Source organism: Candidatus Dormiibacterota bacterium, from assembly GCA_036495095.1.
GTDB lineage: Bacteria > Chloroflexota > Dormibacteria > Aeolococcales > Aeolococcaceae > CF-96.
The window spans coordinates 1-12,289 of record DASXNK010000170.1; the positions used below are offsets into that span (position 1 = coordinate 1).

The 12,289-nt window shown below is 74.6% G+C and carries 11 protein-coding genes and 1 pseudogene; 4 read left to right on the forward strand and 8 right to left on the reverse strand.

The window, feature by feature from the left end; translation table 11 throughout:
- The first annotated feature begins 327 nt into the window (after positions 1 to 327).
- Complete coding sequence (locus VGL20_17345; protein ID HEY2705451.1) at positions 328 to 744, forward strand: hypothetical protein; 417 nt, start codon at positions 328 to 330, stop codon at positions 742 to 744.
- 4 nt (positions 745 to 748) lie between these two features.
- Here the strand turns inward: VGL20_17345 and VGL20_17350 are convergent, their stop codons facing one another.
- A complete protein-coding gene (locus VGL20_17350; GenBank protein HEY2705452.1) occupies positions 749 to 1,351 on the reverse strand; it encodes a DUF3105 domain-containing protein in 603 nt (200 codons plus the stop codon).
- Between the two features lie 68 nt (positions 1,352 to 1,419).
- On the opposite strand from VGL20_17350, the gene VGL20_17355 reads away from it, so the two are divergent.
- The gene (locus tag VGL20_17355) at positions 1,420 to 2,928 is read left to right on the forward strand and encodes a redoxin domain-containing protein (GenBank protein HEY2705453.1); all 1,509 of its coding nucleotides are present in this window, start codon (positions 1,420 to 1,422) and stop codon (positions 2,926 to 2,928) included.
- 183 nt (positions 2,929 to 3,111) lie between these two features.
- On the opposite strand, the pseudogene VGL20_17360 reads toward VGL20_17355, so the two are convergent.
- Positions 3,112 to 3,444: pseudogene (locus tag VGL20_17360) on the reverse strand (arsenosugar biosynthesis-associated peroxidase-like protein).
- Positions 3,445 to 4,352: 908 nt separating this feature from the next.
- On the opposite strand from VGL20_17360, the gene VGL20_17365 reads away from it, so the two are divergent.
- Positions 4,353 to 5,003, forward strand: coding sequence for a hypothetical protein (locus VGL20_17365; GenBank protein HEY2705454.1), 651 nt, complete (start codon positions 4,353 to 4,355; stop codon positions 5,001 to 5,003).
- Here VGL20_17365 and VGL20_17370 read toward each other — a convergent pair.
- Both VGL20_17370 and VGL20_17375 read right to left on the reverse strand, forming a co-directional pair.
- A complete protein-coding gene (locus VGL20_17370) occupies positions 4,977 to 5,738 on the reverse strand; it encodes a hypothetical protein (GenBank protein ID HEY2705455.1) in 762 nt (253 codons plus the stop codon). The two genes, VGL20_17365 and VGL20_17370, sit on opposite strands and share 27 nt — an antisense overlap.
- A 74-nt stretch (positions 5,739 to 5,812) precedes the next feature.
- Complete coding sequence (locus VGL20_17375) at positions 5,813 to 6,505, reverse strand: hypothetical protein (GenBank protein ID HEY2705456.1); 693 nt, start codon at positions 6,503 to 6,505, stop codon at positions 5,813 to 5,815.
- Positions 6,506 to 6,618: 113 nt separating this feature from the next.
- Here VGL20_17375 and VGL20_17380 point away from each other — a divergent pair, with 113 nt between their 5' ends.
- A complete protein-coding gene (locus VGL20_17380) occupies positions 6,619 to 6,930 on the forward strand; it encodes an EthD family reductase (GenBank protein ID HEY2705457.1) in 312 nt (103 codons plus the stop codon).
- A gap of 73 nt (positions 6,931 to 7,003) precedes the next feature.
- Here the strand turns inward: VGL20_17380 and VGL20_17385 are convergent, their stop codons facing one another.
- The 4 genes from VGL20_17385 to VGL20_17400 form a co-directional block, all read right to left on the reverse strand.
- Positions 7,004 to 9,730, reverse strand: coding sequence for an EAL domain-containing protein (locus VGL20_17385; GenBank protein ID HEY2705458.1), 2,727 nt, complete (start codon positions 9,728 to 9,730; stop codon positions 7,004 to 7,006).
- A gap of 212 nt (positions 9,731 to 9,942) precedes the next feature.
- A complete protein-coding gene (locus VGL20_17390; protein ID HEY2705459.1) occupies positions 9,943 to 10,944 on the reverse strand; it encodes a lipase in 1,002 nt (333 codons plus the stop codon).
- 58 nt (positions 10,945 to 11,002) lie between these two features.
- Positions 11,003 to 11,749 (reverse strand): flavodoxin family protein, encoded by a 747-nt coding sequence (locus VGL20_17395; protein HEY2705460.1) that lies wholly within the window; start codon positions 11,747 to 11,749, stop codon positions 11,003 to 11,005.
- 61 nt (positions 11,750 to 11,810) lie between these two features.
- The coding region (locus tag VGL20_17400) for a hypothetical protein (GenBank protein HEY2705461.1) at positions 11,811 to 12,289 on the reverse strand (479 nt) is incomplete at its 5' end.

The following is a 12,289-nucleotide window of genomic DNA, read 5'->3' on the forward strand; positions in this document are numbered from 1 at the left end:
GCCACCAGGCGGTCGACGTCGGCGCGGTCGAGCTCGCTGAAGAGGGGCAGGGTGGTCAGGGCGGAGGGCATCGGGACATGTTCTCCCACGGTCGAGGTGGCGTCATCCCCTGTACGTGGGAAAGTCGGCGTCGGACGTCTCCCCGGTGATGTGGTCGGGATCGGGGGCGCCGGGCTGGCCGCCGCCATGCTGGGGGCGGCCCCGCTGCCCGCCGCTCTCCGGCAGCTTCCAGATCGGCGCCTGACCCCCCACGCGAACTGGTGACCGGCGCCGGTCGGGTGCGCCGGGCGACAATATCCCCTCACGTCCGGGCAGGAGGGGAACCGCATGTACTCGGTCAGCAGGACGGTGCCCAGGGCGGCGGCGGGGCTCCGCGTCGAGGTCGCCTCGCTGGCGGTGACCGTCACCGGGGTCTTCCTGCTCACCATCGGCGGAGTCGTCCACTTCGACCGCGCCGAGCTGGTGCGCCGCGCCGTCCCCTATCTCGCCGTCCTCTTCTACCTCAACGCCGCCGGCACCCTCGCCGCGGTCGTGGGCATCGCCCTGCGCATCCGCGGCGCCTGGACGCTCGGCATGCTGGTGGCCGCGCCCTCGGCGGTGCTGTACCTGCTCGCCGGCACCCGCGGCCTCCCCCAGGTGCACCTCCGCACCCTCACCTCGACCGGCGGCATGCTCTGCCTCATCGCCGAGATCCTCTACACGGCGCTCTGGCTGCGCGTCGCCCGTCGCGATCTGGGGTTGTAGCCGCTCAGCCCGCCGGCGCCCCGATTCCCCCAGCGCACGGCGCCCCGTGCTCCAGTGTCTGGGGGCCCTCGCGAAAGTGCTCGATGAAGCCGGCCACCCGGGGGTCGGTGGCGCTCTGCAGGGCGAGCTGGTTGCCCCACGCGGTGGCGATCACCGGGGCGGGCTGGCCCGGATACGGGCTGAGGATGACGTAGCGGTCGCCGCCGCCGTACCGGGACTGCACGGTGTGGCGGAGGACCGACACCTGGTCGGCGGGAAGCGAGGGGAGGTAGGTGATCCACACCGCCCCGTGCTCCAGGGAGTGGACCGCGTTCTCGTCGCGGACCGGCTGGGTGTAGACGCCGCAGTTCAGCCACCGGGGGTCGTGCGCACCTCCGGCGGGCGGGGTGCGGTCGTACCGGACGGTGCCCTGGACGTGGCTCCGCACGGTCTCCGGGAAGGTCACCGTGCCCGCCGGGCGGGGGGCGTCGGGATTTGCGGAGTCGCGACCGCCGGTGACCACCGCGTAGACGGCGACCAGCGCGCCGACGGCGAGGGTCACCCAGAGGCCACGGGTGCGCAGCGACGGCCGGGTCGCGGGGCCGTCCTCGGTGGTGGTGGGCGCCATGTGGGCGCGAGCGTAGCGCGGTGCACGGCGATGACGGCGTGGGCGAGTAGGCTAGCCGCTGCATTCCCATGACCAGCAAGCCCGCGGTCCCCCGGCGGCTGACGATGCCGCGACGCGCCCTGCTCGCCGCCGCCGTCCTGGTGGTGCTCGCCGCCGGCACCGGCGCCGGCGTCGCCGCGCTCCACCGCGCGCCCACCGGCCGGATCGAGCTGATCGCCACCCGTGCCGACGGCGGACCCGCCGCCCTCGCGGGGATCGAGCTCTCGGGCCCGGACGGCTCGGCCCGGCTCGACACCCCCGCGCGCGCGGTCGCCCCCGCGCCCCAGCCCACCGACCTCGGCGGCTTCGACGTGCCCGCCGGCCTCTACCGCCAGGTGACCGCGCGCCTCGACGGCCGCACCCTCTCGGCACCGCTGACGATGCGGGTCACCGGCGACCGGCTCACCCCGGTGCTGGTCGCGCTGGGTCGCGGCGGGCTCACCGCCTACGCCGGCAACGACGGGGTGAACCTCGGCCTGCTGGTCAGCGGCGGCCAGGTGCGGCCGGTGCCGCCGACCACGTTCACCGACCAGGCGGGACGCCCAGTCACCCTCGGCGGCCTGCCCACCGTGGTGGCGGCCTTCGCGACCCACTGCCACGAGACCTGCCCGCTCTTCACCGCGGTGCTCGGCGACCTGCAGCGCACCCTGAGGGCCCGGGGCTGGGAGGGCCGGGTGCGGATCACCGAGGTGACCATGGATCCGGGCCGCGACACCCCCGCCACCCTTGCCGAGTACGCCCGGCGCACCGGGGCCGGGTGGCCCCTGCTCACCGCACCGGCGGCGCCGCTGCGGGTGTTCTGGTCGGCGCTCCACGCCTCGTACCACGAGGTGCCGTACCCGGGGCCTCCCCCCAGCGACTGGCTGACCGGCCGGCCCGAGACCTACGACGTCAGCCACGACTCGCTCGCCGCCGTCCTCGACGCCCAGGGGGTGCCGCGCTTCATCCTCCCCGGCGAGCCCCACCTCGGCCACGCCCTCCCCGAGGCGCTCGCCCGGATGCTCTCCCCCGAGGCGGAGGGGCACGCCCACACCGGCTCCTGGGCGGTCACCGACCTGCTCGACCGGGTCGACGTCCTCCTCGGCGAGCCCGGCGAGCAGGACCGGCGGCCGGAGAGCGCGGTGCGGGTCGGGGCCGCCGCCCCGGGGTTCATCCTGACCGCGCTCGACGGGCGCCGGGTGGTGCTCGCCGAACAGGTGGGACGCCCGGTGGTGCTGAACTTCTGGGCCAGCTGGTGCGGGCCGTGCCGGCGCGAGCTGCCCCTGCTCGCCCGCGCCGCCGCCTCCCACCCCGACCTGGTGGTGCTCGCCCTCGACCAGGGGGAGGACGCCGCGACGGTGCGCGCCTTCGCCGCGGACGTGCCCGGCGTCACCGCGGTGGCGGTGCTCGATCCCGAGCGCCGCGCCGGCGCCGGGTACGCGGTCGGCGGCCTGCCGGTGAGCGTCGCGATCGACGCCGGGGGCACGGTGCGCGCGGTCCACGTCGGCGAGATCGACGCGGCCGCGCTCGACCGCCTGCTCGCGCAGATCGGCGCGTAGGAAACCGGCCTCCCGCGACGTCATAGGGCGGCACGGTCACACCACCGCGCCGGGGCCGGGGGGCCCGCTGCACCGTCACCTCGGCGGGCCCCCTCCCCGCAGCCGGCACCGCACCTCTCGCCGGGCGAGGCCCTTCACCCCTGAACTCGGCCCCCCACCACGGCCTCGCCCGGCTCACGCGCCTCACATGGCGCCGCGCGCCCGCAGCGCGTTCTGCATCTGCACCCCGTGCACCAGGTCGATGCCCGCGCCCAGCGCCGCCGCGCAGTGCACCGCCTCGTGCATCTGCTCGACGGTCGCGCCGTTGTCGAGACAGGAGTTGCTGTAGGCGTCGATGCAGTAGGGGCACTGCTTGGCGTGCGCCACCGCCAGAGCGATCAGCGCCTTCTCGCGCTTGGTGAGCGCGCCGTCGACCGCGAAGGTGGCGTTGTAGTACGCCCAGAAGCGGTCCATCAGCGGCTTCGCGTGCGCCCCCATGTCGGCGAAGTGGGCGAGGTCGGCGCGCTCGTAGTAGCTGGAACCCGCCGCCGGCTCCGCCGCCGCCTCCTCACCCTCGGCATGGGCGGCGGCGCAGGCCGACAGCGCCGCCCTCGCCTCCGCCGCACGCGGATGGGCGGGGTCGATCGGGCGCAGGTCGCAGCCCATCTTCGCGTCGTGGATCTGGAGGTCGCCGACCGCGAACTCGATCGGCCGGGTGTGCGCGCCGGTCTGCGGCGGGTACACCCAGTGCTTGCCCTCGACCTCGGTGTGGCAGCAGTACACGGGCTGGCCCTCGCCGCCCTGGGGCACGTGGCGCCAGCCCTGGCCGAGGGCGAGCTCGGGCACCGCGCCGAAGGCGGCGCGCACCGCCTCGGTGTCGCGGCGCAGGTCGATGCCCTTGTGATCCATCGCCGGGAGGTCCGGCATCGGCTCGCCCGGCAGCAGGTCGTCCTCGGAGATGTTGATCGACGAGAAGATCATGTTGAGACCGCCGTCGAAGCGGTACTTCACGTAGCCGTCGACCTGGCTCTCCGGACGGCCGCCGGCTTCGAGGATGCGGTCGTGGGGCAGGGTCCGGGTGTCCTCGACCTTGGAGTGGACGTGCACCGAGCTGGCCTCGCGCAGCGCCGTCGCGAACGGGAAGTCGGGCTCGAGGACGGAGAGCACCTCCTGCATCTCCGCCGCCGAGAGCAGGCCGAGCTCGTGGAGGAAGTCGAGGGTGCGGACGAACGCGGGCCGGTCGAGCCCCGTGGACACCTGCTCCTGCACGGTCATGAGACGAGCCTCCCTGTGGGGTGCGCGCGACGCCGGCGGCCGGCCGCCGCATCATCGGCCATCTCCGTCCGGACGTCTGTGACCGCGGTCAAGAACCGCATCGTGAACCGGGACGGAGCGCGGGGGATGTCACACCGATGCCACCGTTCGATCGCCGCGGTGGATGCACCATGGGTGCCGACCCGATGCGCACCCTCTCCCCGACCTCCGTCTCCGACCCCATCCTGCCCACCGCGCTGCGGGAGGCGCTCGGGGTGGAACGGGCGCGCGAGCTCGACCCGCTGCGGCGGGCGCTGCTGACCCGGGACTGGCAGCCCGCCCCCCCGCCCCGCGCGCCGTGGGTGCCGGTGGCGGCCGCCTCCGCCGCGGCGGCCGCGCTCGGCCCCGGGGACATCGTCAGCGGGGCGCCGGCGGCGCGGCGGATCTGCGAGGCCTACCACCGCGCCCACGGTGAGCTGATGCGCCGCGGCCGCCGCCAGCGGGTCGGTCTGGCCACCTTCGTCGCCGCGATCGCGCTCACCGGCGCCGCCCTGGTCTCCGAGCGCCACCTCGACGTGGCGCTGCTGCGGGTCACGGTGGTGACCCCGGCGCTGCTCGCCCTCGCCGGCCTGGGGGTGCTGGCCACGCTCGGGCTCCGCGACTCGCGGAGGCTGGTGGGCCTGCAGGGCGTGCGGATGGTCCGCGGCATCGACCGCGGATCCACCCTCGCGCCCGCAGGGGTGCGTGCCTTCCTCGCCGGCTACCCCACCGCGACCACCGCCTTCCTCGCCTGCTACCAGGCGTGGCGGCGGCCCTCAGCGGCGACCGCCCGGCGCGCCTGACCCGGCCGCCCGAGCCGTCTCGGCGGGGACACCGGCCGCAGCGCCGCGGACCCGCAGCAGCAGGCCGAGGCCGCCGCCGGCCAGCACCGCCAGCGCGAGGGCGACGATCGCGATCACCGTCGCCCGGTTCCCGGCGTCGCCGGCGGTCTGCGCGCTGCTCTGCGCGGCGGTGATCCGCGCCGGCAGCGGCGCGACCCGGGTGCCGAGCCGCTGCACCGCGGTGGAGAGGTCGCCGCGGCCCGGGTCCTTCACCGGGAACTCGATCGAGGTGTCGTCCTTCACCGCGTTGAACGTCTTCGGCGACGAGGTGAAGGACTCATCGATCCTGCTGCCGTGGATGGCCCCGGTGAAGTGGAAGGTGTAGTCGCCCGGCCGGGTCGGCTGGAGCGCGGCGTCATACTCGCCCGGGGTGCCGTAGGTGGCGCCGAACGCGGGCTCGAGCGCGAGCACGTCGCTGGTCTGTCCCTGGTAGACCACCTGCACCGTCAGGCTGTCGGCGCCGAGATCGGTGACCGCCCCGCCCTGGGCGTCCTTGACGAAGAGCTGGACGGCGTTCCTGCCGCCGGTGTAGGTGGGCTCGCCGCTCCAGCCCACCGTCATCGTGTACGCCCCCTGGGCGACGGTGCGATGCTCGTGGGCGGAGGCCCCGCCGACCGCGGTGAGTGCCAGCGCGGCGCCGCCCCCGGCGGCGAGGAGCGGGCGGAGCAGCCGGATCCGGATGTGCGTGCGCTGCATGTGCAGTCCCCCTGACCTGTCCCTGACCGTGGATGCACGCGGGGTCCGCGTGCACTGCATCGGCGGCGGCGCGGTCAGGCCGGGGGCGGCCGGCTCCAGAGCTGGGCGCCGAAGCGCTGCAGTGGCGACGGCCGCCAGCCGGAGAGCGGGCGGGGGTGTTCGGCGAGACCGGTGCGGGCCCGGACGAGGTGGTCGACGAAGCGTTCCCAGCGGTGCAGCCGGGAGGCGCGCCCGCGCAGCCGGCGGGCGGCCAGGGCCGTCGCCGCGGCGAGCACCAGCGCGACCGCCGCCTGCACCAGCGGCGCCGCCCAGTGGACCCCGGTGACCGGTCCGAGCCCGGGGGCGGTGTGGCCGGCGGCGGCGGCCTCGACGTTCTCCTGGAACAGGTAGAGGGCGACCTGGGCGACCGCCAGGGGAACCCAGAGCCGCGCCGCCGGGACGGCCGAGCCAGGGCCGCTCCCGCCCGGCCGCCGCGGCGGGAGCCGGTCCCCGCGCAGGGCGCCGTGGAGCGCGGCTCGGGCGTGCTCGAGCCGCTCACCGAGGGCGGCCCAGCGGCGCCACCAGCGCAGCCCGCGGTGGGCCAGCAGCAGGCTGAGCGCCGCGCCGAGCGGCAGCATGTAGAGGTGCGACGCGCCGAGCACCGCCCGGTCCAGGCCGGCGGTGCCGTTGAGGCGGGCGTACTCCAGGGTGTGGCCGGCCCAGGCCCCGAGGAGCGCGAGCAGGACCGCGCCCGCGCCCGCCAGGTGCCGCACCGCCCGCCCCTTCATCGGGTCTGAGCATAGCCGGAGACCGGCTGCAGCGGGCCTCAGCCGCGGGCGGCTCTCGGGTACCCTCCACAGCGGTTCACCACGGTTCGTCAGGCCACCGCGAGGAGATCCGCATGATCAAGGTCAGCGTCCTCTATCCCAACTCCGAGGGCAGCAGGTTCGACCTCGACTACTATCTGAACACCCACATGCCGATGGTGCAGAGCGAGGTGGGAGCGGCGCTGCAGGGCATGGGCGTCGACGCCGGCCTCGCCGGTGGAACCCCCGGGGCCCCCGCCCCGTTCGCGGCCGTCGGCCACCTGATCTTCGACTCGGTCGAGGACTTCCAGACCTCCTTCGGGCCCAAGGCGGGCACGATCATGGGCGACATCCCCAACTACACCGACATCACCCCGGTCATCCAGATCAGCGAGATCAAGCTCTGAGCGACGCCGGGGGGCCGCCATCCGGCGGCGGCCCCCCGGGCCCGCATCTGAGGCGGGCGGGAGGTCGCCGAAGTCAGCCGGCCCGCAGCTCGGGCACGGGCACCGGCACGGCGGCGAGGACGGGAAACATGGGGCGTCCCAGCGCGAAGCCCTGACCGAGGCCGATGCCGTGGCGGCGCAGCGCCGCCGCCGCACCCGGGCTCTCCACGCCCTCGGCCACCAGCACCGCCCCGGTCGCGGCGGCGAAGGTGGCGATGGCGCGGATCGCGGGATCGGGGGTGGTGGCGTGGATGCGCCGGGTCAGGCTCGACGCCAGCTTGATGAACTCGGCGTCGGCGGCGACCAGCACCTCGAGCGTCGAGTGCCCCTCGCCGACATCGTCGAGGGCGAAGCGGAAGCCCTCGCGGCGGTAGCTGGCGAGCACCTGCCGCAGCCGGGAGAGGTTGCTGATCGCCTCGCGCTCGCTGATCTCGAGCACCACCCGGTCGGGGCTGCGGCCGGTGGTGCGCAGCAGCAGCAGCATCTGGTCGACGTCGTGGACGGGGTCGAGCAGCGCCGAGGCGCTGACGTTGACGAAGAGCAGCGGGCCGTCGGGGAGGTGGCGGGCGCCCCACACCGCGACCTTGCGGCTCAGCCAGTCGAGGTCACGGGTCAGGCCCAGCCGGTGGGCGGCGGCGAACAGCTCCTCGACGCTGCCGTGGGCCTCGGTGCTCTCGGGACGGGCGAGCGCCTCGTAGGCGAAGACCGAGCCGTCGGAGAGCCGGATGATCGGCTGGTAGGCGGAGCGCAGCCGCTGGTCCTCGAGCAGCCGGCCGATGTGGCTCGACCAGCCGGTGAAGCGATCGCCCCCGCCGCCGGCGGCGGCGATCGCGATCGACCCGCGCTCGGAGCGCTTCGCCTCGAAGAGCGCGGCGTCGGCGCGGCCGACCAGCTCGTCGGGCGACTCGCCGCGGTCCCACTGGGCGACCCCGCCGGAGGTCTGCTGCCGCTCGGGGGTCGCCTCGCGCAGCCGCTGCAGCACCGTGCGGGCGTCGGCGGCGGAGCAGCCCGGCATGATCACCGCGAACTCGTCGCCGCCGTAGCGGGCGAGGAAGTCGTCGTCGCGCAGGGCGTGCTCCCAGGCGGTGGCGACGTCCCGCAGCAGCCGGTCGCCTCGGGGGTGGCCCCAATCGTCGTTGAAGCTCTTGAAGTTGTCGAGGTCGAGGATGGCGACGCTGAGGGGGCGGCCGTCGGCACGCGAACGGCTCAGCGCCAGGCCCAGCTCCTGCTCCCACACCCGCCGGTTGGCGACCCCGGTGACCGGGTCGATCCGCGCCGCGGCGGAGAGGGTCGCCTCGGCGCGCTTGCGCTCGGTGATGTCGCGCACGATCGTGAACAGACGCCCCGGACCCTCGTCGGCGAGGGTGCGCAGCGCCACCTCCACGTCGATCTCCCGACCGTCGCGGGTGAGCAGCCGTGACTCGTAGTGGAGGGGCACGTCCTCTCCGGCGAGGCGGTCGCGCAGCCGGGCGACCAGCTCCGCCCGAATGTCCTCGGGGGCGAGGTGGAGCAGGCTGCGTCCCATCAGCTCCTCGCGGGCGTACCCGGTCATGGCGACGTAGGCGTCGTTGGCGTACACGAGCATCCCGTTCTCGGTGATCACGAGCCCCTCGCCGAGGTCGCTCACCGCCTCGAGGAGGGTCTGCATCCTCGCCGTCTGCCGGGCCAGTGCCTCGACGATGCGCACCCGCTCGAGGGCCATGCACACCGAGGTCGCATACTCGCCGAGCCGCCGCGCCTCGTCGCCGCCGAGGAAGGGGCTGAAGGGGCCGGCCAGGAGGACGAGCGCGCCGTCGCCGATCTCCCCGCGGAGCGGGGCGACCAGACGCTCGCCCTGGCCGGTGGACACGGCGACGGCGCGCTCGTGGGAGGACACGGTCCCGGCCAGGTCGCGGGCGTCGTCCGCGGACATGCCCGGGGTTGCGACCAGCCGGCCCGAGGGCGTGAGCAGCACCCCGGCCTCGGCCCCGATCAGGCGCACCGCCCACTCCAGCGCCCGCGCCGACAGCGATGCCTCGTCGGTGGAGAAGACCAGCAGCTCGCGGACGGCGTCCCGGTACGCGTCCTCCTCGTGGGCGCGCCAGGCGCGGCGCAGCCATCCCGGGGGTGCGAAGCCGGCGTAGAGCACCGGCACCATGGCGAGGAAGAGCAGCTCGATCGGCGCCGCCAGCCATCTGCTCAGCGGCGTCCCCGTGACCGAGCCGGCCGAGCCGGCGCCGAGGGCGACGAGCAGCAGCACCACGAGGCCGAGGTAGCCGGCCGACAGCGCCCGGAGACGCGCGCGCTGCACCCGCGGACGGCTGCGGGAGGCGCGCCAGAAGGTGGTCGCCGGCTCGCTCACGCACCCGGCCCAGAGGAGGATCACGGCGAGCACCACGGCGATCTGCAGCGGCGAGTAGCGCGCGTGGGCACCGGAGGGGAGCGGCACCACCAGCGCGGTCGCGGTCACCAGGCCGGCGGCGGCAAGGGCGAGCCGGTGGGCGGTACGGCGCATCGGCACCAGCACCCCGCGCAGCTCGATCAGGGCGAGGCCCGAGCCGGTGAAGGCGACCAGGCTCACCTGGGCGGCGCCGGGCAGCCGGATGCCCAGGAGCTCGGGCAGCTGGGCCAGGAGGCTGACCAGTCCGAGCAGGCCGAGGGCGGCGGCGAGCCATGCCCGGCTGCGCCCGCGGTGACGGACCCAGCCGACGGTGGCGGCCACCCCGAGCATGCTGAAGGCGATGCCGACAGCGTGGCTCAGCATCTCGGTGGCGCCGTTCACCGGCCCGTCCTGATGGTCACCGTACCCCCCTGGTCTGCCGGCTCCGCGTCCGTGTCGATTCTGAGCACAGAACGCCTCCCGCTCGGTGAAGAGTTGTCAAGGTTTCGAACCGTGGGGTGACGCTGTCACCGTCGGCGGCCCGGCGACCGTGGCGGTGGCCGGTCAGTGGGTTCAGGTGGTGGGCTCGCGGGCGGGGCCCCGACGGATCACCCCTATCCGGCCAGCGTGTAGCCCTTCAGCGGCGGCTCCGCGGCCACCTGCGGGTGGGTGAGCAGCTCGGTTGCGATGGTGTTCATCCCGTCGGCGTACGCGCCGGGGAACTGCGCCGGGACGACCCCGGGCATGAACGCCTCGGAGCACACCGCGCGCGAGACCCGCGCCGGGTCGGCGGGGCCGTCGTGGGTGAGCGCGTCGATGGCGATGGCGTAGGCGACCGGGTCGTAGGTGCCGACCGCCACGTGCTCGCTGGTGAGGTCCTGCGGGCAGACGTCCTGGATGGCGACGTTGGTGATCCGCCCCCCGCCCCCGTGCAGCGAGGTGGTGCCCGACCCGTCGAGGTTCGGCTGCACGAACTGGTCGGTGTGGGTGTAGATGTCGGTGTAGGAGATGCCCGCGAAGGTCTCCTGGCCGGAGTTCATCGCCTCGGTGTACCGGGAGTGGTAGCGCTGCTGCCACAGCGCCTCGGCGCAGCTCGACGAGCACATCGAGTCGACCGGGATGCTGCCGTGGTTGGTGGCGGCGAACGCGACGTAGTCGTCGACCATGGGACGGAGGTCGGGCCAGAAGCGGAGCGCGAACCGCGGCTCGGTGCCGCCCTGGCTGTGGCCGAGGATGCTCACCCGGTGCCCGCTGATGCGGTGCACCTCGCGGATGGCGTGGACGACGTACTCCGCCGACACCTGCGCGTCGCTCATCGCGTGGTCGGGCAGGGTCACCGAGCAGTACGGCCAGCCCAGCGCGCTCAGCGCCGGCATCCAGTTCCAGCCGAAGTCCTCCTTCGGGGTGACCGTGGTGCCGGGGACGAGGAGCACCACCTCGCGGCTCGACGCGGCGGCGCTGGCGGTGCACTGCAGGCTCTGCGCCAGCACCGGCCCGGGGACGCTCAGCGCCGGCCCCGGCCGGTCGACGGGTGCGTACACCGGGGCGGCGGCCGCCGCCCTGGCCGGCGCCGAGGCGACCAGGCCGAGCACCGCCGCGACCATCACCGCCGGCATCCTCGCCACCACACCACCCCCGTCCCTGCTCAGCCGATGTGCCGAGATGCTACGCGGGTCAGCGGTACTCGGGGTTGGCGAAGTCGAAGCGGCAGCCGGCGTCCCAGCCGGCGCGCTGGTTGCCGTGCGCGGGAATGCCGCCGGCGTCCTTGAGCATGCGCGCGAGATGGAGCAGGTTCCAGGTCATGAAGGTGGTGTTGCGGTTGGTGAAGTCGTTCTGGGGACCGCCCGAGCCGTCATCGAGGTACGACGGCCCCGGCCCCGCCTCGCCGATCCAGCCGGCGTCCGCCTGCGGGGGGATGACGAAGCCGAGGTGCTGCAGCGAGTAGAGGACGTTCATCGCACAGTGCTTGATGCCGTCCTCGTTGCCGGTGACCAGGCAGCCGCCGACGCGGCCGTAGTACGCGTACTGTCCGGCGTCGTTGAGCTGCGACGAGTTGCCGTAGAGGCGCTCGATCGCCTTGGTGCACACCGACGACTTCTCGCCGAGCCAGATCGGGGTGCAGAGGACGAGGATGTCCGCCGCCTGCACCTTCGCGAAGATCGCGGGCCACTCGTCCACCGGCCACCCGTGCTCGCTCATGTCCGGCCAGACGCCGACCGGCACCTCGTGGTCGACCAGCCGGACCAGCTCGACGGCGACGCCGTTCCTGCGCATGATCTCGGTGGAGATCCGGGCCAGCCCCTCGGTGTTCGACACCTCCGGCGAGCGCTTCAGCGTGCAGCTGAGAAAGACCGCACGCAGGTCGGAGAAGTCCCAGCGGGACCGGGTGCAGAGGGCGTCCTGACGCTCGGTGAGAACCATGCCGGCGGACGGTAGCCCGCCACCGTTGCGGTGCGGTGACGGGCCACGGTCCGCCGGGGGGTCAGCAGGCGAGCTGGGCCGTGAGCGTCTGCGCCGCGGCCGGAGCCGCGCCGTACACGCTCTTCGCCACGCTGCCGCTGCGACCGTCCTGGTCGACCGCCTGCTGGCGGATCTGCGAGAACGCGGCGGCGCAGAGCTTCGACGCCTGGGTCAGGGTCAGGGTCTCGGGATCGACCCCGCTCGCGGCCCCGACCTTCACGGTGCCGATGCCGGGCGCGTAGTACTTGCGCTGGTGCCCGCTCGACTGCGCGTTCGGGGCGAACTCGTCGGTGACCAGCACGTTGTCGTAGCAGGTGGTGCCGTTGCAGACGTGCTGGCCGGCCTGGAAGACGCTGGCGCAGTCCTCGAAGCCGACCGAGGGCGCAAACCCCTGCCGGTACACGGGCGTCCCCGGCTGGGGATTGCCCTGCATCGCGATCCCGGCGTGGGCGCCGGCGACCCCCGACAGCCAGCTCGCCGGAGCCCCGGTGAGCTTCGCGC

Bases quoted from the DNA above. Each gene is read 5' to 3' on its own strand.
- VGL20_17390 (HEY2705459.1), bottom strand. From the start codon at position 10,944: ATGCCGGCGGTGATGGTCGCGGCGGTGCTCGGCCTGGTCGCCTCGGCG.
- VGL20_17395 (HEY2705460.1), bottom strand. From the start codon at position 11,749: ATGGTTCTCACCGAGCGTCAGGACGCCCTCTGCACCCGGTCCCGCTGG.
- VGL20_17345 (HEY2705451.1), top strand. From the start codon at position 328: ATGTACTCGGTCAGCAGGACGGTGCCCAGGGCGGCGGCGGGGCTCCGC.
- VGL20_17355 (HEY2705453.1), top strand. From the start codon at position 1,420: ATGACCAGCAAGCCCGCGGTCCCCCGGCGGCTGACGATGCCGCGACGC.
- VGL20_17375 (HEY2705456.1), bottom strand. From the start codon at position 6,505: ATGAAGGGGCGGGCGGTGCGGCACCTGGCGGGCGCGGGCGCGGTCCTG.
- VGL20_17380 (HEY2705457.1), top strand. From the start codon at position 6,619: ATGATCAAGGTCAGCGTCCTCTATCCCAACTCCGAGGGCAGCAGGTTC.
- VGL20_17350 (HEY2705452.1), bottom strand. From the start codon at position 1,351: ATGGCGCCCACCACCACCGAGGACGGCCCCGCGACCCGGCCGTCGCTG.
- VGL20_17365 (HEY2705454.1), top strand. From the start codon at position 4,353: ATGGGTGCCGACCCGATGCGCACCCTCTCCCCGACCTCCGTCTCCGAC.
- VGL20_17370 (HEY2705455.1), bottom strand. From the start codon at position 5,738: ATGCAGCGCACGCACATCCGGATCCGGCTGCTCCGCCCGCTCCTCGCC.